17 protein-coding genes and 1 riboswitch are annotated in these 19,527 nt (G+C 71.4%); of the genes, 16 read left to right on the top strand and 1 reads right to left on the bottom strand.

Annotated features, from left to right (window positions below; all coding sequences use genetic code 11):
• Positions 1–189 precede the first annotated feature (189 nt).
• The 13 genes from hpnC to ACH4VX_RS06015 all read left to right on the top strand — a co-directional run bounded on the left by hpnC (position 190) and on the right by ACH4VX_RS06015 (position 13,995).
• Positions 190–1,101 carry a squalene synthase HpnC gene (hpnC, locus tag ACH4VX_RS06075; RefSeq protein WP_398366124.1) on the top strand — a complete coding sequence of 304 codons (912 nt, stop codon included), beginning with the start codon at positions 190–192 and terminating at the stop codon, positions 1,099–1,101.
• Complete coding sequence (gene hpnD / locus ACH4VX_RS06070; RefSeq protein ID WP_398366123.1) at positions 1,098–2,048, top strand: presqualene diphosphate synthase HpnD; 951 nt, start codon at positions 1,098–1,100, stop codon at positions 2,046–2,048. The genes hpnC and hpnD overlap by 4 nt, the downstream gene beginning before the upstream one ends.
• Entirely contained in the window at positions 2,048–2,173 is a 126-nt protein-coding gene (locus tag ACH4VX_RS06065) for a DUF6380 family protein (RefSeq protein WP_398366122.1), read from the top strand. The genes hpnD and ACH4VX_RS06065 overlap by 1 nt, the downstream gene beginning before the upstream one ends.
• Complete coding sequence (gene hpnE / locus ACH4VX_RS06060; protein WP_398366121.1) at positions 2,170–3,711, top strand: hydroxysqualene dehydroxylase HpnE; 1,542 nt, start codon at positions 2,170–2,172, stop codon at positions 3,709–3,711. Before ACH4VX_RS06065 ends, hpnE begins: the two co-directional genes overlap by 4 nt.
• A 64-nt stretch (positions 3,712–3,775) precedes the next feature.
• Entirely contained in the window at positions 3,776–4,840 is a 1,065-nt protein-coding gene (locus ACH4VX_RS06055) for a polyprenyl synthetase family protein (protein ID WP_398366311.1), read from the top strand.
• A 117-nt stretch (positions 4,841–4,957) separates the two neighbouring features.
• Positions 4,958–6,997 carry a squalene--hopene cyclase gene (gene shc, locus ACH4VX_RS06050; RefSeq protein ID WP_398366120.1) on the top strand — a complete coding sequence of 680 codons (2,040 nt, stop codon included), beginning with the start codon at positions 4,958–4,960 and terminating at the stop codon, positions 6,995–6,997.
• The gene (locus ACH4VX_RS06045) at positions 6,997–7,638 is read left to right on the top strand and encodes a 1-hydroxy-2-methyl-2-butenyl 4-diphosphate reductase (RefSeq protein WP_398366119.1); all 642 of its coding nucleotides are present in this window, start codon (positions 6,997–6,999) and stop codon (positions 7,636–7,638) included. Before shc ends, ACH4VX_RS06045 begins: the two co-directional genes overlap by 1 nt.
• Before the next feature lie 5 nt (positions 7,639–7,643).
• On the top strand, positions 7,644–8,666 hold the full coding sequence (gene hpnH / locus ACH4VX_RS06040; RefSeq protein WP_398366118.1) for an adenosyl-hopene transferase HpnH: 1,023 nt from the start codon (positions 7,644–7,646) through the stop codon (positions 8,664–8,666).
• Between the two features lie 4 nt (positions 8,667–8,670).
• Positions 8,671–9,828 (top strand): flavodoxin-dependent (E)-4-hydroxy-3-methylbut-2-enyl-diphosphate synthase, encoded by a 1,158-nt coding sequence (gene ispG, locus ACH4VX_RS06035; RefSeq protein ID WP_398366117.1) that lies wholly within the window; start codon positions 8,671–8,673, stop codon positions 9,826–9,828.
• Between the two features lie 29 nt (positions 9,829–9,857).
• On the top strand, positions 9,858–11,771 hold the full coding sequence (dxs, locus tag ACH4VX_RS06030; protein ID WP_398366116.1) for a 1-deoxy-D-xylulose-5-phosphate synthase: 1,914 nt from the start codon (positions 9,858–9,860) through the stop codon (positions 11,769–11,771).
• The gene (locus ACH4VX_RS06025) at positions 11,768–13,171 is read left to right on the top strand and encodes an aspartate aminotransferase family protein (protein ID WP_398366115.1); all 1,404 of its coding nucleotides are present in this window, start codon (positions 11,768–11,770) and stop codon (positions 13,169–13,171) included. Before dxs ends, ACH4VX_RS06025 begins: the two co-directional genes overlap by 4 nt.
• A 75-nt stretch (positions 13,172–13,246) precedes the next feature.
• A complete protein-coding gene (locus ACH4VX_RS06020) occupies positions 13,247–13,870 on the top strand; it encodes a helix-turn-helix domain-containing protein (protein WP_398366114.1) in 624 nt (207 codons plus the stop codon).
• Entirely contained in the window at positions 13,867–13,995 is a 129-nt protein-coding gene (locus ACH4VX_RS06015) for a DUF6126 family protein (RefSeq protein ID WP_398366113.1), read from the top strand. Before ACH4VX_RS06020 ends, ACH4VX_RS06015 begins: the two co-directional genes overlap by 4 nt.
• 9 nt (positions 13,996–14,004) lie before the next feature.
• On the opposite strand, the gene ACH4VX_RS06010 is transcribed toward ACH4VX_RS06015, so the two are convergent.
• Positions 14,005–14,802, bottom strand: coding sequence for a tyrosine-protein phosphatase (locus tag ACH4VX_RS06010; protein ID WP_398366112.1), 798 nt, complete (start codon positions 14,800–14,802; stop codon positions 14,005–14,007).
• Between the two features lie 127 nt (positions 14,803–14,929).
• On the opposite strand from ACH4VX_RS06010, the gene ACH4VX_RS06005 reads away from it, so the two are divergent.
• The 3 genes from ACH4VX_RS06005 to ACH4VX_RS05995 all read left to right on the top strand — a co-directional run bounded on the left by ACH4VX_RS06005 (position 14,930) and on the right by ACH4VX_RS05995 (position 19,447).
• Entirely contained in the window at positions 14,930–17,047 is a 2,118-nt protein-coding gene (locus tag ACH4VX_RS06005) for an alpha-galactosidase (protein ID WP_398366310.1), read from the top strand.
• Between the two features lie 316 nt (positions 17,048–17,363).
• A riboswitch (cyclic di-AMP (ydaO/yuaA leader) is annotated at positions 17,364–17,522 on the top strand.
• 4 nt (positions 17,523–17,526) lie between these two features.
• On the top strand, positions 17,527–18,456 hold the full coding sequence (locus tag ACH4VX_RS06000; RefSeq protein WP_398366111.1) for a peptidoglycan DD-metalloendopeptidase family protein: 930 nt from the start codon (positions 17,527–17,529) through the stop codon (positions 18,454–18,456).
• Positions 18,457–18,661: 205 nt separating this feature from the next.
• A complete protein-coding gene (locus ACH4VX_RS05995; RefSeq protein WP_398366309.1) occupies positions 18,662–19,447 on the top strand; it encodes an SGNH/GDSL hydrolase family protein in 786 nt (261 codons plus the stop codon).
• Positions 19,448–19,527: the final 80 nt, after the last annotated feature.

Genomic DNA, 19,527 nt, shown 5'->3' with positions numbered 1-19,527 from the left:
CCGAAAGGCGGCAATCAGGGCCATAATGCCCGACACCATCCAACGATGCCGTCCGGCGAAAGCCTGGGCGGCGTGTCCGAAATAGTGTGCATTGGGTCAGCAGTGTAGAACGGGAGATGTGACGGCAATGGCTACGGAAACTCCCCGGCTGAACGCAGCGTGTGCCGTCCCCGCCTCTGGCAGTCCGCGATGACGCCCGTGGCCGCGGCGCGTGCCGTCGACCCCGAGCGCGCCACCCTCGACAAGGCCGCCGCCGAGAACTTCCCCGTGGCCCCCTTCTTCCTGCCCCGGCCCTGGCGCGACGACCTCATGGCGGTGTACGGGTTCGCCCGTCTGGTCGACGACATCGGTGACGGTGACCTGGCCCCCGGCGGCACCGACGCCCGCCTCCTCGGGGTGACCGAGGACGAGGCGGACGACCGGCTGGTGGTGCTGGACGCCTTCGAGGCGGACCTTCACCGGGTGTTCGATCCGGCCGGCCCCGAGCCGCGCCATCCGCTGCTGCGCCGGCTCCGGCCGACGGTCCGCCGCCACGCGCTGGCTCCCGAGCCCTTCCTCGGTCTGATCGCCGCCAACCGTCAGGACCAACTCGTCAAGCGGTACGAGACCTACGACGACCTGCTCGCCTACTGCGAGCTGTCGGCCAACCCCGTCGGCCGTCTCGTCCTCGCCGTCACCGGCACCTCGACGCCCGAGCGCGTCCGCCGCTCCGACGACATCTGCACCGCCCTCCAGATCGTCGAACACCTCCAGGACGTCGCCGAGGACCTCGGCCGCGACCGCGTCTACCTGCCCGCCACGGACATGAAACGTTTCCACGTCCAGGAGGCGGACCTCGCCGCACCCACCGCCGGCGCATCGGTGCGCGCACTGGTCGCGTACCAGGCACAACGCGCCCGCGAGCTGCTGAATGAAGGTGCCCCCCTGGTGGGTAGCGTCCACGGCAGGCTCAGACTGCTGCTCGCGGGGTTCGTGGCGGGAGGAAGGGCGGCCCTCCACGCGATCGCCGCCGCCGAATACGACGTACTTCCCGGCCCGCCCAAGCCCGGCAAGGTCCAGTTGCTGCGCGAGGCGGGCGTGACTCTGCGAGGAAAGGGGTGATCCGGACCGTGGAGCCGCAACCACCCGCGTCCGCACCGGTACTCGCCGCCTACAGCTACTGCGAGGCCGTCACCGGACAGCAGGCACGCAACTTCGCCTACGGCATCCGGCTGCTGCCGACGTCCAAGCGGCGCGCGATGTCGGCACTGTACGCGTTCTCCCGGCGCGTCGACGACATCGGCGACGGCCCGCTGGCGAACGACGTCAAGGTGGCCCGGCTGGAGGACACCCGGGCGCTGCTCACCCGGGTCCGCGACGGCGCGGTCGACGAGGACGACACCGACCCGGTCGCGGTCGCCCTCGCCCACGCCGCCGAGCACTTCCCGATCCCGCTCGGCGGCCTGGACGAACTCATCGACGGCGTCCAGATGGACGTACGCGGCGAGACCTACGAGACCTGGGACGACCTCAAGGTCTACTGCCGCTGTGTCGCGGGCGCCATCGGACGGCTCTCGCTCGGCGTGTTCGGCACCGAGCCGGGCGCGCGCGGCGCCGAACGCGCGCCCGAGTACGCCGACACCCTCGGCCTCGCCCTCCAGCTCACCAACATCCTCCGCGACGTCCGCGAGGACGCCGAGGGCGGGCGCACCTACCTGCCCGCCGACGACCTCGCCAAGTTCGGCTGCTCGGCCGGGTTCGGCGGGCCGACACCACCGGAGGGCTCCGATTTCGCGGGCCTGGTGCACTTCGAAGTGCGCAGGGCCCGCGCCCTTTTCGCCGAGGGCTACCGGCTGCTCCCCATGCTCGACCGGCGCAGCGGCGCCTGCGTCGCCGCCATGGCCGGCATCTACCGTCGGCTCCTGGACCGCATCGAGCGCGACCCCGAGGCGGTACTGCGCGGCCGGGTCTCCCTGCCCGGACGCGAGAAGGCGTACGTCGCGGTGCGCGGCCTGTCCGGCCTGGACACCCGGCACGTGAGCAGGCGCACCGTCAGGAGGCGCGCCTGATGGGCACCCCGCTCCCCGGCGGAAAGCGGCGGGCAACCCTCCGCCGCGACACCGCGTCCCAGACTGAGACGGCCGGTCGCGCACGGTTCGAGCAGCACACCGGCCGGACAGGGGAGGGCGCATGAGCCACGGCACACGCTCCGCGGGGCCGCCCACGGACGATCCCGTTCCGGCGGGACGGCACGCCGTCGTCGTCGGCGGCGGGCTCGCCGGCGTCACCGCCGCGCTCGCACTCGCCGACGCCGGGGTGGGCGTCACCCTGCTCGAAGGCCGGCCGCGCCTGGGCGGGCTCGCCTTCTCCTTCCAGCGCGGCGAGCTGACCGTCGACAACGGCCAGCACGTGTACCTGCGCTGCTGCACCGCCTACCGCTGGTTCCTCGACCGGATCGACGGAGCGGTGCTGGCACCGCTGCAGGACCGTCTCGACGTGCCCGTCCTCGACGTCACGCGCCCCGAGGGGCGGCGGCTCGGCAGACTGCGGCGCGACGCGCTGCCCGTACCCCTGCATCTGGGCCGGGGCCTCGCCACGTATCCGCATCTGTCGCTCGCCGACCGGGCCAGGACGGTCCGGGCCGCGCTCGCGCTGAAGGGGCTCGACCTCGCCGATCCGGCCCTGGACGCCCAGGACTTCGGCAGCTGGCTGACCGCGCACGGCCAGTCGGCGCGCGCCGTCGAGGCCCTGTGGGACCTGATCGGGGTCGCCACCCTCAACGCGGTCGCGGGCGACACGTCCCTGTCGCTCGCCGCGATGGTGTTCAAGACCGGTCTGCTGTCCGACCCCTCGGCGGCCGACATCGGCTGGGCCCGAGTGCCGCTGGGTGAACTGCACGACCGGCTCGCCCGCAAGGCGCTCGACTCCGCGGGTGTGCGTACCGAGGTCCGTGCACGGGTCACCTCCGTCTCCGCGAACGGGAACGGGGGATGGAGCGTCCGGGTCCCCGGCGAGACGATCCACGCCGACGCGGTGGTCCTCGCCGTACCGCAGCGCGAGGCGTACGGCCTGCTGCCCGCGGGCGCGCTCGACGCCCCCGAGCGGCTGCTCGCCATCGGCACCGCCCCGATCCTCAACATGCACGTCGTCTACGACCGCAAGGTGCTCGGGCGCCCCTTCTTCGCCGCCCTCGGCACCCCCGTGCAGTGGGTCTTCGACCGCACCGAGGCGTCCGGGCTGCGGCGCGGCCAGTACCTGGCGCTGTCCCAGTCCGTCGCCCAGGACGACATCGACGAGCCGGTCGCCGCGCTGCGCGAGCGGTACCTGCCCGAACTGCGGCGGCTGCTGCCGCGCACCCGCGACGCCCGGGTCGAGGACTTCTTCGTCACCCGGGAGCGCACCGCCACGTTCGCTCCCGCCCCCGGCGTCGGACGCCTCAGGCCCGGCGCCCGCACCAAGGCACCCGGCCTGTACCTGGCCGGAGCGTGGACCGCCACCGGGTGGCCCGCGACCATGGAGAGTGCGGTCCGCAGCGGCGTCGGCGCGGCGGACGCCGCACTGGGCGCCCTCGGCCGGCCCCGCCCCCGCCGCCTCTTCGCCCTGGAAGAGGCGGCGCACTCCGTCTTCCCGGCCGACGCCGCATCCGACAGCGGCTCCACCGCGGACCGGACCCCCGGCCACAAGCCGCAGGGGACCGGCGCCGCACTGCGAGGTGGGCCCGGTGAAGGTTGACGAACGGGGCGCGGCAGACCTCCGCACTTCCGGTACCGCAACAAGAGGAGAGACTGTGCCCACTGTGCCCCCGGCCTCGCAGGCCGCTCGAAGGACCGCGGTGGACGTGTCCGCGCTCCTGGAGCGCGGGCGGACCCTGGCCACGCCGGTACTGCGGGCGGCCGTCGACCGCCTGGCACCTCCCATGGACACGGTCGCCGCCTACCACTTCGGCTGGATCGACGCCCACGGCCGGCCCGCGGACGGCGACGGCGGCAAGGCCGTGCGCCCCGCCCTCGCCATGCTGTCCGCCGAGGTCACCGGGGCCGCCCCGGAGACCGGCGTCCCCGGCGCGGTCGCCGTCGAACTGGTCCACAACTTCTCACTCCTGCACGACGACCTGATGGACGGCGACGAACAGCGCCGGCACCGCGACACGGTCTGGAAGGTGCATGGCCCCGCCCAGGCCATCCTGGTCGGCGACGCCCTGTTCGCCCTGGCCAACGAGGTGCTGCTGGAGCTCGGCACGGTGGAGGCGGGCCGCGCCACCCGTCGGCTGACCACCGCCAGCCGCTCGCTCATCGACGGCCAGGCCCAGGACATCTCCTACGAGCACCGCGACCGCGTCAGCGTCGAGGAGTGCCTGGAGATGGAGGGCAACAAGACCGGCGCCCTGCTCGCCTGCGCCAGCTCCATCGGCGCGGTGCTCGGCGGCGCGGACGACCGCACCGCCGACACCCTGGAGACGTACGGCTACCACCTCGGCCTCGCCTTCCAGGCCGTCGACGACCTCCTCGGCATCTGGGGAGACCCGGAGGCCACCGGCAAGCAGACCTGGAGCGACCTGCGCCAGCGCAAGAAGTCCCTCCCGGTCGTGGCCGCGCTCGCGGCGGGCGGCCCCGCCTCCGAGCGGCTCGGCGAGATCCTCGCCGCCGACGCCAAGAGCAGCGACTTCGCGAACTTCTCCGAGGAGGAGTTCGCGGCCCGTGCCGCCCTCATCGAGGAGGCCGGCGGCCGCGACTGGACCGCCGAAGAGGCACGCCGTCAGCACACCATCGCCATCGAGGCCCTGCACGCCGTGGACATGCCCGACCCGGTAAGGGAACGGTTCACGGCGCTCGCGGACTTCGTCGTCGTACGAAAGAGATGATCACTATCGGTCGAATAGCCCTCGCGTAGTCGCCGGCCGGTGTTGCGGGGAGAACGACACCGGCCGACGGCGGACCCACAGCAGACACCACTCGCAGGACTGCACGAAGGGGAAGCCATGACAGCGACGACCGACGGAAGCACTGGGGCGGCCCTGCCGCCCGCGGTGGCCGCGGCCAGCGAAACCGACACCGACACTCCCGAGGCGACCGGGGCACCCGACGTCGCCGCCCGCGCCATGCGGCGGGCCACCGACTTCCTGCTGTCCCGGCAGGACGACCAGGGCTGGTGGAAGGGCGACCTCGAGACCAACGTCACGATGGACGCCGAGGACCTGCTGCTGCGTCAGTTCCTCGGCATCCGTGACGAGGACACCACCCGCGCCGCCGCCCTGTTCGTCCGCGGCGAGCAGCGCGAGGACGGCACCTGGGCCACCTTCCACGGCGGACCCGGCGACCTCTCCGCCACCATCGAGGCGTACGTCGCGCTGCGGCTGGCCGGTGACCCGCCCGACGCCCCGCACATGGCGAAGGCCTCCGCCTGGATCCGTGAGCGGGGCGGCATCGCCGCCTCCCGGGTCTTCACCCGGATCTGGCTGGCCCTGTTCGGCTGGTGGAAGTGGGAGGACCTGCCCGAACTCCCGCCCGAGCTGATCTGGTTCCCGTCCTGGCTGCCGCTCAACATCTACGACTTCGGCTGCTGGGCCCGGCAGACCATCGTGCCGCTGACGATCGTCTCCGCGAAGCGGCCGGTGCGCCCCGCCCCGTTCCCGCTGGACGAACTGCACACCGACCCGCACCACCCCAACCCTCCCCGGCCGCTCGCACCGCCGGCCAGCTGGGACGGCGCCTTCCAGCGGCTGGACAGGGCCCTGCACGCGCTGCGCAGAGCCGTCCCGCGCCGGCTGCGCGGGGCGGCCATGAACACCGCCGCCCGCTGGATCATCGAACGGCAGGAGAACGACGGCTGCTGGGGCGGCATCCAGCCCCCGGCGGTGTACTCCGTCATCGCGCTGCACCTGCTCGGATACGACCTGAACCATCCGGTGATGCGCGCGGGCCTGGAGTCACTGGACCGGTTCGCCGTGTGGCGCGAGGACGGGGCCCGGATGATCGAGGCCTGCCAGTCCCCGGTGTGGGACACCTGCCTCGCCGCCATCGCGCTGGCCGACGCGGGCCTGCCCGCCGACCATCCGCAACTGGTCAAGGCCGCCGACTGGATGCTCGGCGAGCAGATCGTGCGGCCCGGCGACTGGTCCGTGCGCCGGCCCCACCTGCCGCCCGGGGGCTGGGCGTTCGAGTTCCACAACGACAACTACCCGGACATCGACGACACCGCCGAGGTGGTCCTCGCGCTGCGCCGGGTCAGACACCACGACCCCGAGCGGCTGGACAACGCGATCGGGCGCGGGGTCCGCTGGAACCTCGGCATGCAGTCGAAGAACGGCGCCTGGGGCGCCTTCGACGTCGACAACACCAGTCCGTTCCCCAACCGGCTGCCGTTCTGCGACTTCGGCGAGGTCATCGACCCGCCGTCGGCCGACGTCACCGCGCACGTCGTGGAGATGCTGGCCGTCGAGGGCCTCGCCCACGACCCGCGCACCCGGCGCGGCATCCAGTGGCTGCTCGCCGAACAGGAGCCCGACGGCTCCTGGTTCGGACGCTGGGGCGTCAACTACCTCTACGGCACCGGCTCCGTCGTCCCCGCACTGACCGCGGCCGGGTTCCCCGGCTCGCACCCGGCGATCCGGCGGGCCGTGGCCTGGCTGGAGAAGGTGCAGAACGACGACGGAGGCTGGGGCGAGGACCTGCGCTCGTACCGCTACGCCCGGGAGTGGAGCGGCCGGGGCGCCTCGACCGCCTCGCAGACCGCCTGGGCGCTGATGGCGCTGCTGGCGGCGGGGGAGCGGGGATCCGGGGCCGTCGAGCGCGGCATCGCGTGGCTGGCGGCCACCCAGCGGGAGGACGGCTCCTGGGACGAGCCGTACTTCACCGGCACCGGCTTCCCCTGGGACTTCTCCATCAACTACCACCTCTACCGGCAGGTCTTCCCGCTCACCGCGCTCGGCCGGTACGTGCACGGGGAGCCGTTCAGCAAGAAACCGGTCGTGGCGAGGACCGGGCCCGGGCAGTCGCTCGCCGAGGCGAAGGGAAGCTGATGAGATCCCAGCCCGCCCCGGCCCCGCTGCTGATCGCCTGCGCGCTCGGCATCGAGCAGTTCGCCCTGCGCAGGCGTGAACGGGGTGCTCCGGGCGGGCCGGTCACCGTCCTGCGTACGGGCATGGGGCCGGCGGCGGCCGAGCGCTCCGTCACCCGGATGCTCGCCGACCCGTACCTGAACCGGGCGGCCGTCCTCGCCACGGGCTTCTGCGCCGGGCTCGCCCCCGGGATGCACCCCGGCGACCTGGTCGTCGCCGAGGAGACCCGGGACCCGCGCGGCAGCGTCCCGTGCGTGGGGACCGAACTGCTGGTGAAGGAGCTGGAGCGCACGGTGCCCGGGCGCACCGTCCACACCGGTCCGCTCACCGGCTCCGACCACGTCGTCCGCGGTCACGAACGGTCCGGTCTGCTCGCGACCGGCGCGATCGCGGTCGACATGGAATCCGCCGCCACGCTTCTGAGCGCCGTCCGGGTGGGCGAGCGCCCGGTTGCGGCCGTCCGGGTGGTCGTGGACGCTCCTGAACACGAACTCGTCCGGATCGGCACGGTGCGCGGTGGAATATCGGCTTTCCGCGTTCTTCGGTCCGTACTCCCGGCTTTCCGTGAATGGCACCGTTCCTTGCTGCTCCCCAGGAGGTGAGCCAGATGGCCATGCCGCTGCGTCAGTCCATCAAGGTCGCTACATACTTGGCCGAACAGAAGCTCCGCAGGCGGGACAAGTTCCCGCTGATCGTCGAACTGGAACCGCTCTTCGCCTGCAACCTCAAGTGCGAGGGGTGCGGCAAGATCCAGCACCCGGCCGGGGTGCTCAAACAGCGGATGCCCGTCGCGCAGGCCGTGGGCGCGGTACTGGAGTCCGGGGCGCCCATGGTGTCGATCGCCGGCGGCGAACCCCTGATGCACCCGCAGATCGACGAGATCGTGCGCCAGCTGGTGGCCAAGCGCAAGTACGTCTTCCTGTGCACCAACGCCATGCTGCTGCGCAAGAAGATGGACAGGTTCACCCCCTCGCCCTACTTCGCGTTCGCCGTGCACATCGACGGGCTGCGCGAGCGCCACGACGAGTCGGTGGCGAAGGAAGGCGTGTTCGACGAGGCCGTGGCGGCCATCAAGGAGGCCAAGCGGCGCGGCTTCCGGGTCACCACCAACTCGACCTTCTTCAACACCGACACCCCCCAGACCATCGTCGAGGTGCTCGACTACCTCAACGACGACCTCAAGGTCGACGAGATGATGATCTCGCCCGCCTACGCCTACGAGAAGGCCCCCGACCAGGAGCACTTCCTGGGCGTGGAGCAGACCCGGGAGCTGTTCAGGAAGGCCTTCGCGGGCGGCAACCGGCGCCGCTGGCGGCTGAACCACTCCCCGCTGTTCCTGGACTTCCTCGAGGGCAGGGTCGACTTCCCGTGCACCGCGTGGGCGATCCCGAACTACTCCCTCTTCGGCTGGCAGCGCCCCTGCTACCTGATGAGCGACGGCTACGTGCCGACGTACCGGGAGCTGATCGAGGACACCGACTGGGACCGGTACGGCCGCGGCAAGGACCCGCGCTGCGCCAACTGCATGGCGCACTGCGGCTACGAACCCACCGCCGTCCTGGCCACCATGGGGTCTTTGAAGGAGTCGCTGCGCGCCATGCGCGAGACGGTCTCCGGGAACCGGGAGTGAGGTGATGACCGCCGTCCCGCTCGGGATGCCCGAGGTGTCGTTGCCGCCGCTCGCCGAGCGGCGGAAGAGCCGGCGGATCCAGGTCGGATCCGTGGCGGTGGGTGGTGATGCCCCGGTGTCCGTGCAGTCGATGACGACCACGCGTACGTCCGACGTCGGCGCGACCCTCCAGCAGATCGCCGAGCTGACCGCGTCCGGCTGTCAGATCGTGCGGGTGGCCTGTCCCACGCAGGACGACGCCGACGCGCTGGCGACCATCGCCCGCAAGTCGCAGATCCCGGTGATCGCCGACATCCACTTCCAGCCCAAGTACGTCTTCGCCGCGATCGAGGCCGGCTGCGCGGCGGTGCGGGTGAATCCGGGCAACATCAAGCAGTTCGACGACAAGGTCAAGGAGATCGCCAGGGCGGCCAGGGACCACGGCACCCCGATCCGCATCGGCGTCAACGCCGGCTCGCTGGACCGGCGCCTGCTCCAGAAGTACGGCAGGGCGACCCCGGAGGCGCTGGCCGAGTCCGCCCTGTGGGAGGCGTCCCTCTTCGAGGAGCACGACTTCCGGGACATCAAGATCTCCGTCAAGCACAACGACCCGGTCGTGATGGTCGAGGCCTACCGTCAGCTCGCCGCCCAGTGCGACTACCCGCTGCACCTCGGCGTCACCGAGGCCGGGCCCGCCTTCCAGGGGACCATCAAGTCGGCCGTCGCCTTCGGGGCGCTGCTCTCCCAGGGCATCGGCGACACCATCCGGGTCTCCCTGTCGGCCCCGCCGGTCGAGGAGATCAAGGTAGGCATCCAGATCCTTCAGTCGCTGGGGCTGAAGGAGCGGCGCCTGGAGATCGTCTCCTGCCCGTCCTGCGGGCGTGCCCAGGTCGATGTGTACAAGCTGGCCGAGGAGGTCACCGCGGGTCTGGAGGGCATGGAGGTGCCGCTGCGGGTGGCCGTGATGGGCTGTGTGGTCAACGGGCCGGGCGAGGCCCGGGAGGCCGACCTCGGCGTGGCCTCCGGCAACGGCAAGGGGCAGATCTTCGTGAAGGGCGAGGTCATCAGGACCGTGCCCGAGTCGAAGATCGTTCAGACGCTGATCGAGGAGGCGATGAAGATCGCCGAGGAGATGGAGAAGGACGGCGTGACGTCGGGCGAGCCGGCCGTCACCGTGAGCTGAACAGCACGGAATCCGAAGGGGGCCCGAGCGTGACGATCCTGGAGAGCATCCGGCAACCGCGCGACCTGAAGGCGCTGTCCGAGACGGAACTCGGCGAACTGTCCCACGAGATCCGGGAGTTCCTGGTGCAGGCGGTCGCCAGGACCGGCGGCCATCTCGGACCCAACCTCGGGGTGGTGGAACTCACCGTCGCCCTGCACCGGGTCTTCGAGTCGCCCGTGGACCGCATCCTGTGGGACACCGGCCACCAGAGTTACGTCCACAAACTCCTGACCGGACGTCAGGACTTCTCCAAGCTGCGCGGCAAGGGCGGTCTGTCCGGCTACCCCTCCCGTGAGGAGTCCGAGCACGACGTCATCGAGAACAGCCATGCCTCCACGGCCCTCGGCTGGGCCGACGGACTGGCCAAGGCCCGCCGGGTGCGGGGCGAGAAGGGCCATGTCGTCGCGGTGATCGGCGACGGCGCCCTCACCGGCGGGATGGCCTGGGAGGCGCTGAACAACATCGCCGCCGCCAAGGACCGGCCGTTGATCGTCGTCGTCAACGACAACGAACGCTCCTACGCCCCGACCATCGGCGGACTCGCCAACCACCTCGCGACCCTGCGCACCACCGACAGCTACGAACGCGTGCTGGACTGGGGCAAGAACGTACTCCAGCGCACACCCGTGGTCGGTCCCACCGTCTACGAGGCGCTGCACGGCGCGAAGAAGGGCTTCAAGGACGCCTTCGCCCCGCAGGGCCTCTTCGAGGACCTCGGCCTGAAGTACCTCGGCCCGATCGACGGCCACGACATCAAGGCCGTGGAATCCGCGCTGCGCCGCGCCAAACGCTTCCACGGCCCCGTCCTGGTCCACTGCCTCACCGAGAAGGGCCGCGGCTACGAACCCGCCCTCGCCCACGAGGAGGACCGCTTCCACACCGTCGGCGTGATGGACCCGCTCACCTGCGCGCCCCTCGCCCCGTCCGGCGGCCCCTCCTGGACCTCCGTCTTCGGCGAGGAGATCGTCCGGATCGGCGAGGAACGCGAGGACGTGGTCGCGATCACCGCCGCCATGCTGTGTCCGGTCGGCCTCGGCGCCTTCGCCGAGCGGTTCCCGGACCGGGTGTGGGACGTCGGCATCGCCGAACAGCACGCGGTCGTGTCCGCGGCGGGCCTGGCGACCGGCGGCCTGCACCCGGTCGTCGCCGTCTACGCCACCTTCCTCAACCGTGCCTTCGACCAGCTGCTGATGGACGTGGCGCTGCACCGCTGCGGGGTGACCTTCGTCCTGGACCGGGCCGGCGTCACCGGCGTCGACGGGCCCTCGCACAACGGCATGTGGGACATGTCCGTCCTCCAGGTCGTCCCCGGCCTGCGCATCGCCGCGCCGCGCGACGCCGACCAGCTCCGCGCCCAGCTGCGCGAGGCGGTCGCCGTCGACGACGCGCCCACCCTGCTCAGGTTCCCCAAGGAGTCCGTGGGCCCGGCGGTCCCCGCGCTGGACCGCGTCGGCGGCATGGACGTACTCCACCGGGCGGACACCCCCGAGGTGCTCCTCGTGGCCGTCGGCGTGATGGCGCCCGTCTGTCTCCAGGCCGCCGAACTGCTCGAAGCGCGCGGCATCGGGTGCACCGTGGTCGACCCCCGCTGGGTCAAGCCCGTGGACCCGGCCCTCCCGCGACTGGCCGCCGGGCATCGTATGGTGGCCGTCGTCGAGGACAACAGCCGTGCGGCCGGGGTCGGTTCCGCGGTGGCGCTGGCGCTGGGTGACGCCGGGACCGACGTGCCCGTACGGCGGTTCGGCATCCCGGAGCAGTTCCTCGCGCACGCCAAACGCGGTGAGGTGCTCGCCGACATCGGCCTCACCCCGGTCGAGATCGCCGGGCGGATCGGCGCGAGCCTCGCCCTCGGGGAAGAACTCGCGAAACAGTCACCGGACCCACAGGAGCCCCGGGCATGACCACCGCGGAGTCGTCGGGGACCGGGGAGTTCGACCTCGGCGCGCTGCTGGCCGAGCGCGGAGCCGAGCGCTACGAGCTGCACACCCGGTACCTCAACCACCAGCTCCCGCGCATGCTGCACACCATCGGCTTCGACAAGGTCTACGAGCGCGCCGAGGGCGCCCACTTCTGGGACGCCGACGGCAACGACCACCTGGACATGCTCGCCGGATTCGGGGTGATGGGTCTGGGCCGCCACCACCCCGTGGTCCGCAAGGCGCTGCACGACGTCCTGGACGCCTCCCTCGCCGACCTCACCCGCTTCGACTGCCAGCCGCTGCCCGGCCTGCTGGCCGAGAAGCTGCTCGCGCACAGCCCCCACCTGGACCGGGTGTTCTTCGGCAACAGCGGCACGGAGGCGGTCGAGGGCGCCCTGAAGTTCGCCCGGTACGCGACCGGCAGACCGCGCGTCCTGTACTGCGAGCACGCCTTCCACGGCCTGACCACCGGCTCCCTCTCCGTCAACGGTGAGTCCGGCTTCCGGGACGGCTTCGCCCCGCTGCTGCCCGACACGGCCGTACCGCTCGGCGACCTCGACGCGCTGGAGCGCGAGCTGCGCGAGGGGGACGTGGCCGCCCTGATCGTGGAGCCGGTCCAGGGCAAGGGCGTGCACGAGGCACCGCCCGGCTATCTGCGGGCCGCGCAGGAGCTGCTGCACCGGCACAAGGCGCTGCTGATCGCCGACGAGGTGCAGACCGGGCTGGGCAGGACCGGCGACTTCTACGCCTACCAGCACGAGGCGGGGGTCGAACCGGACCTGGTGTGCGTGGCCAAGGCGCTCTCCGGCGGGTACGTACCGGTGGGCGCCACCATCGGCAAGGACTGGATCTTCAGGAAGGTCTACTCGTCGATGGACCGGGTGCTGGTCCACTCGGCCAGCTTCGGGGCCAACGCCCAGGCCATGGCGGCGGGCCTCGCGGTGCTGTCGGTCATGGAGAACGAGCAGATCGTCGCGCACGTCCGGAGCACCGGCGAGCTGCTGCGGACCCGGCTGGCCGCGCTGACCGAGAAGTACGAGCTGCTCGCCGACGTCCGTGGCCGGGGCCTGATGATCGGCATCGAGTTCGGCCGGCCCCGGTCACTGAAACTGCGCTCACGCTGGGCCGTGCTCCAGGCCGCCCGCAAGGGACTCTTCGCGCAGATGGTGGTCGTGCCGCTGCTGCAACGGCACCGCATCCTCACCCAGGTCTCCGGTGACCACCTGGAGGTGATCAAACTGATTCCGCCGTTGATCATCGACGAGCGGGACGTGCACCGGTTCGTGGACGCCTTCACCGCCGTGATGGACGACGCGCACGACGGTGGCCTGGTGTGGGAGTTCGGCAGGACGCTGATGAAACAGGCCGTCGCCAACCGCTGAAACACGCACCGCGGGAGGATTTGCCTCGGAGGCAAGGAAATTGCCCGTGGGGCAAATCCGGGGCTCAATGGAGACATGAGCTCCTCCGAGACCGGGCCGCCGGCCGAACCGGCCGGCGCGCTCCCCGTGGTCGCGCCGCAGCTGCGCGCCCTGCGGCGACGGGCCTCCCTCACCCTGGAGGCCGCGGCCCGCGACGCGGGTCTGTCGGCCGCCCATCTCTCCCGACTGGAGACCGGGCAGCGCCAGCCCTCGCTGCCGATGCTGCTCTCCCTCGCCCGCATCTACGGTACGACGGTCTCCGAGCTGCTCGGTGAGACGGCCGCCGACCGGGACGCCGTGGTGCGCGCCGCCGACATGGAGTCCACGGCGGCGGGCGGCTGGACGTACTGGCAGGCCGGTGCCGCCGGGCGCGGCATGCAGGCCCTGCGGGTCCGTGTGCCGCACGGCTCCCAGGGCGACATCGTGCGCGTCCACCCCGGCGAGGAGTGGCTGTACGTCCTCAAGGGGCGGCTGCGGCTGCGCCTGGGGGACACCCTGCACCGGCTCGCCCCGGGCGACAGCGCCCACTTCGACTCGCTGACCCCGCACCGTATCGCCGCATCCGACCCCGACGGGGTCGAGCTGCTGTTCGTCCACACCCTGCTGCAGAGTCCCACGGCCGCGCTGTGCCTGGGCCCGATCCACGGAGAAGCGACATGACCGGCAAAGACATGGAAGAGAAGCTCCCCCGGGCCCTGTGGGTGCGGCTGTTCATCTACGTCGTGGTGGGACACCTCTTCGCGGCCTTCATCTACTTCCTCTTCGAGATCGCTCCGAAGAAGTAGGCGCCCGCCTCAGTCGAGCAGGCGCTCACGCAGCCGCTCCCGGGCCTCGGGTGTGAGTCCGAGCGCCTGCTCCAGATACGGGTCCACACCGCCCCAGGTCTCCTCGACGGTCTCGAAGGCCGCCGACAGATACTCCGCGCGCGCGTCGAACAGCGGGCTGAGCAGCTCCATGACCTCGGGGGAGTAGGCCGAGGCGGAGCTGCCGCTGCGGTGCACCTTGTAGCGGCGGTGCTTGGCGTTGGACTTCAGGTAGTCGTCGACGATCGCGTCGCGTTCGACGCCCACCGCGAGCAGCGTCACCGCCACCGACAGCCCCGCGCGGTCCTTGCCCGCCGCGCAGTGCATCAGCGCGGGAACGCCGTCCTCGGTGAGCGAGCGCAGCACCCGGGAGTGCTCGGCGGTGCGCTCCTTGATGATCAGCCGGTAGGAGCTGATCATCCGGTCCGCGCCCTTGCCGTCCGCGAGGATCGAGCGCAGCTGCTCCAGATCGCCGTCGCGGACCATCTTCCAGAACTCGGCGCCGTCCGCCGGGTCGCTGAGCGGCAGGTTCACATTGCGCACGCCCGGCAGCGCGATGTCCGGCCCCTCCAGCTTCTGGTCGGCCGCGTTGCGGAAGTCGAAGACCGTGTGCAGCCCGAGCGAGGACAGGAAGGCGGCGTCCTGAGCGGTCGCGTGGGCGAGATGACCGCTGCGGAACAGCACCCCGTGCCGCACCCGCCGACCGTCGACGGTCGGCAGTCCGCCCACGTCGCGGAAGTTGCGCACTCCGGCCAGTTCGGGTTCGGTCGACGGCACCTGCTGCGTCACGAAGGACTCCTCCCGCTCGACGCCGCCGACGGGGCTCGTCGACGGGCTCGAGTCGACGATACGACATGCCTGCCTGGGGCAATGAGTTGTCCACAGGCATTGCCCGGCCGCCCCCATATCCCTGATGATGTTGGTGTCTGATCGCATCTGTTCGGGTCTGTTGGAGGTTCGGGTGGCGCAGGTCTCCCAAAACGGTCGTACATGGCTCCTGTCGGGGCCGGCCAGTGCATACGCGCTGCATGTCACCGACCGTGACGAGCTGGTGCATCTGCACTGGGGTCCGAGGATCGCGCTCGCCGACGCGGAGGCCCTCGCCGCCCGTCCGACGCCGGAACACTGCTCGTTCGAGTCCCGGCTGGACGGGCGCGAGGAGTACCCGGTCGAGGGCGGCCCCCGCTTCACCCGGCCCGCCCTGTCCGTACGCACCGCCGATGGACGGCGCGGCACCGAGTGGACCTTCGACGGCCACGAGAGCGACGACGGCGAACTGCGCCTGCGCTTTCGCGACGGTGGCCTGACCGTCACCCTGCACTACCGGATGCGCGACGACGTGATCGAACGCTGGGTGACCCTGCACAACCGGGGCCCCGCCGTCGAACTCCTGCGCGCCGACTCCGCGACCTGGACCCTGCCCGAACGCGAGCACTGGCGGCTGTCCCAGCTGCACGGCCGCTGGGCCGCCGAGTCCCGGCTGGCCAGCGCCCCCATCACGTACGGGGAGAAGGTCATCGGCAGCCGCCGCGGCCACACCGGGCACCACCATCTGCCCTGGGTCGCGCTCGACACCGACGCCACCGAGGAGCGCGGCGAGGTCTACGGCTGCGCGCTGGGCTGGTCCGGTTCCTGGCGGATCGGCGTCGCCCAACTCCCCGACGCGCGCGTGCAGATCACCGGCGGCGCGGGACACGACGACTCCGGCCTGCTGATGCTGGGTACGCAGGAGACGTACGTCACGCCGGTCTTCGCCGGTCTGTGGAGCGACGGGGGCTTCGGCGGCGCCAGCCGCGCCTGGCACGCCTATCAGCGGACGTATGTGATCCCCGCCGCGGACCGGGACCGGCCGGTGTTGTTCAACTCGTGGGAGGCCACCCAGTTCGACATCGCGGAGGAGCAGCAGCGGGCCCTCGCGGAGCGGGCCGCCGCGATGGGCGTCGAGCTGTTCGTCGTCGACGACGGCTGGTTCGGGGCCCGTACGAGCGACCGGGCCGGGCTCGGCGACTGGACGCCCAACCCGGACCGCTTCCCGGGCGGTCTGAAGCCCCTCGCCGACCATGTGCACGGACTCGGGATGCAGTTCGGCATCTGGGTCGAGCCGGAGATGGTCAACCCCGACAGCGATCTCTACCGGGCGCACCCCGACTGGGTGCAGTTCCAGCAGGGCCGGCGGCGTACGGAGCTGCGCAACCAGCTGGTCCTCAACCTCGCGCGGGACGACGTCCGGGAGTACCTCTGGGAACAGCTCGACGGGCTGCTCTCCAGCGCTCCCGTGGACTATGTGAAGTGGGACTTCAACCGCTCCTTCACCGACGCCGGCTGGCCGGACGACCCGTATCCGCAGCGGCTGTGGACGGACCATGTGCGCGGGCTGTACGCACTCCTCGACCGGCTGCGGGCGGCCCATCCGGGTGTGGCCTTCGAGTCCTGCTCGGGCGGCGGTGGCCGGATCGACCTGGGTGTCCTCTCCCGTACCGACCAGGTGTGGACCTCGGACAACACCGACCCGCTCGACCGGCTCGCCGTCCAGCACGGCTTCAGCCAGATCCACCCGGCCCGGGTGATGGCCGCCTGGGTCACCGACAGCCCGAACGCCATGCTCAACGGACGGGTCAGTTCGCTGCGCTTCCGGTTCGTCAGCGCCATGGCCGGGGTGCTCGGCGTCGGCGGCGACCTCGCGCGGTGGACCGGGGAGGAGCTCGCCGAGGCGCGGGAGTGGGTCGCGCTCTACAAGGAGATCCGGCCCGTCGTCCAGCGCGGCGACCTGTACCGGCTGCGCCCTCCGGAGGGCGGACTGAGCGCGGTGCAGTACGTCCTCGGCGACGAGGCCGTCGTCCTCGCCTGTCTCCAGGCGCAGCACTACGGAGAGCCCGTCCCGGCCCTCCGGCTGCGTGGCCTCGACCCGGAGGCATCGTACGAATGCCGCGAAACCGGACAAGTGCACCGGGGTGCCGTGCTGCTGCACCACGGGCTGCGCACCGGTCTGCGGGGAGATCTGGACGCCGCGGTGGTGCGGTTGCGACGCCTGTGATCCGGTGATTCGGGCGTTCTGTCCGATTGGACGGCTTCGCCATAACGTGCCCCGAAAGAAAGGGAGATGGTAAGGGGGTGCGTGAGCATCGTCATATTCGTGACGATGTGTTGTTGCCATGTTCACGTAATTCTGGGGAACGGCAAGGGAATTCGCGGGGAAAGGGAATCCCGGTTGACGCTCGGTGACGTCATTTCCGCCTTTGGATCACGGAAAAACCCGTTCGCGGTGAACCTCGCGCTTGTCCCTTCACGTCCGGGTCGCTTACGTTCGCCACCGATCCGGACGGACGCCTAATCCTGCCGCCGCCCGGAGCCCGCACACACTGACCCGTCCACGGCAGGAACGGGGGACCCACAGGTACGACTGCCTGTTCCGGTTCCCGGAACGGCTCGGGGTTAAGCCGCGCGACAGCGCGGCCGGGCATCTCCAGTCCGAACCCGACAGCTCACCTCGTAGGCGCCGGAGAGGAATTCGACATGCCCGCGAAGGGTAAGCACCGCCGTACCAAGGCCCAGCGTTTCACCCGTTCCATCGCCGTCGCCGGAACCGGTGGCGCCGCACTCGCCCTGCCGCTTCTCGGCGCCACCGGCGCGCACGCCGCCACGCCGGGGGTCACCCCCGAAAAGGCCGTCCAGTCCCTTTCCGTCGCCGGTCAGAAGACCGCCGAAAAGGGCGACGAGGCCCGCACGTACACCGTGAAGGCCGGCGACTACCTCGCGAAGATCGCCGAGGCGGAGCACGTCGACGGCGGCTGGAAGCAGCTCTACACGGACAACCGTGAGGCCATCGGTGGCGACCCGTCGCTCATCCACCCCGGTCTGAAGCTCTCCGTCGACGGCGAGGCCGCCACGAGCGCGCCGCAGAAGCCGTCCTCCGCCGAGGCCCCGCAGGCCCCGGCGCAGAAGACCGAGCAGCCCGCCGAGCAGCCGGCGGAGCAGCCCTCCGTGGACGCCTCCGCCCAGAGCACGAGCACCGACCAGGCCGCGAGCGCCTCCGGTTACAGCTCCCCGGTGCCCGGTGCCGGTGGTCTCGGCACCGCCTACAAGGTGGCCGGCAGCATGTGGTCCAGCGGCTACCACACCGGTGTCGACTTCAGCGTCCCGACCGGCACCTCCCTGAAGGCCGTCGGCGCCGGCACGGTCGTCTCCGCCGGCTGGGGCGGCGCGTACGGCAACCAGGTCGTCATCAAGCTCGACGACGGCTACTACGCCCAGTACGCCCACCTGTCCTCGCTGTCCGTCTCGGCCGGCCAGACCGTCACCGCCGGCCAGCAGGTCGGCCTCTCCGGCGCGACCGGCAACGTGACCGGCCCGCACCTGCACTTCGAGATCCGCACCACCCCGGACTACGGCTCGGACGTGGACCCGATCTCCTACCTCCGCTCCAAGGGCGTCTCCATAGGCTGACCCCCGCGGCGACCTTCCTGACACGCGCGCCGGAGGCCGGACCCCGATCCCCGGGTCCGGCCTCCGGTGTATTCCGGAATTGGCCAACATTTTGAAAGTGTCTTATCTCACCGCACGTCAACCCCTCCTTACGGTCGCGTAAGTCACATTCGAAGGTGAATCATGAGCGGCTGTGGCAGACGATTCGAAGAGTGACAGCAGAGCAGTGATCGGGTCGTACGTGGCGGTGGGGGACAGCTTCACCGAGGGCGTCGGCGACCCCGGCCCCGACGGGGCGTTCGTCGGCTGGGCCGACCGGTTCGCCGTGCTCCTCGCGGACCTCCGGCCCGAGGGCGACTTCCAGTACACCAATCTCGCGGTGCGCGGAAAGCTGTTGGACCAGATCGTGGCGGACCAGCTGCCGAGGGCGGTCGAACTCGCCCCCGACCTGGTCTCGTTCTGCGCGGGCGGCAACGACATCCTCCGCCCGGGCAGCGACCCGGACGAGGTGGCCGAGCGGTTCGAGCGGGCGATCGCCGCGCTCACGGCCGTGTCCGGCACGGTGCTGGTGACGACCGGTTTCGACACCCGTGGCATGCCCCTGCTCAAGCACCTGCGCGGCAAGATCGCGACGTACAACGGGCACGTGCGGGCCGTCGCCGACCGCTACGGCTGCCCGGTGCTCGACCTGTGGTCCCTCAAGAGCATCCAGGACCGCAGGGCCTGGGACGCCGACCGGCTGCACCTGTCACCGGAGGGGCACACCCGCGTCGCGCTCCGCGCCGGGCAGGCCCTCGGCCTGGAGACCCCCGCCGATCCGGAACAGGCCTGGCCGGCCCTGCCGCCCCGCGGCACGTTCGACATCCGGCGGGACGACGTCCAGTGGGCCCGCGAGTACCTGGTGCCGTGGATCGGCCGCCGGCTGCGGGGGGAGTCGTCGGGCGACCACGTGATCGCCAAGGGGACGCTGTCGCCGGACGACATCAAGGTACGGATCGCCTCGGTGGCGTGAGCCGTTCCGTCGGGCAGGCCGTATCCGGTGCCGCGGTGCCGGATACGGCCGCACATAATGGAATGTCTGACCGACTCCAC

Origin of the sequence: Streptomyces sp. NPDC020731 (assembly GCF_044334705.1) — a bacterium.
Taxonomy (GTDB): domain Bacteria; phylum Actinomycetota; class Actinomycetes; order Streptomycetales; family Streptomycetaceae; genus Streptomyces.
This window is presented reverse-complemented; position numbering and strand designations above follow the sequence as displayed.

Bases quoted from the DNA above. Each gene is read 5' to 3' on its own strand.
- ACH4VX_RS06045 (WP_398366119.1), top strand. From the start codon at position 6,997: ATGAGATCCCAGCCCGCCCCGGCCCCGCTGCTGATCGCCTGCGCGCTC.
- ACH4VX_RS06005 (WP_398366310.1), top strand. From the start codon at position 14,930: ATGTTGGTGTCTGATCGCATCTGTTCGGGTCTGTTGGAGGTTCGGGTG.
- ACH4VX_RS06065 (WP_398366122.1), top strand. From the start codon at position 2,048: ATGGGCACCCCGCTCCCCGGCGGAAAGCGGCGGGCAACCCTCCGCCGC.
- ACH4VX_RS06025 (WP_398366115.1), top strand. From the start codon at position 11,768: ATGACCACCGCGGAGTCGTCGGGGACCGGGGAGTTCGACCTCGGCGCG.
- hpnE (WP_398366121.1), top strand. From the start codon at position 2,170: ATGAGCCACGGCACACGCTCCGCGGGGCCGCCCACGGACGATCCCGTT.
- ACH4VX_RS06015 (WP_398366113.1), top strand. From the start codon at position 13,867: ATGACCGGCAAAGACATGGAAGAGAAGCTCCCCCGGGCCCTGTGGGTG.
- ACH4VX_RS06020 (WP_398366114.1), top strand. From the start codon at position 13,247: ATGAGCTCCTCCGAGACCGGGCCGCCGGCCGAACCGGCCGGCGCGCTC.
- hpnC (WP_398366124.1), top strand. From the start codon at position 190: ATGACGCCCGTGGCCGCGGCGCGTGCCGTCGACCCCGAGCGCGCCACC.
- hpnH (WP_398366118.1), top strand. From the start codon at position 7,644: ATGGCCATGCCGCTGCGTCAGTCCATCAAGGTCGCTACATACTTGGCC.
- shc (WP_398366120.1), top strand. From the start codon at position 4,958: ATGACAGCGACGACCGACGGAAGCACTGGGGCGGCCCTGCCGCCCGCG.
- ACH4VX_RS06000 (WP_398366111.1), top strand. From the start codon at position 17,527: ATGCCCGCGAAGGGTAAGCACCGCCGTACCAAGGCCCAGCGTTTCACC.
- ispG (WP_398366117.1), top strand. From the start codon at position 8,671: ATGACCGCCGTCCCGCTCGGGATGCCCGAGGTGTCGTTGCCGCCGCTC.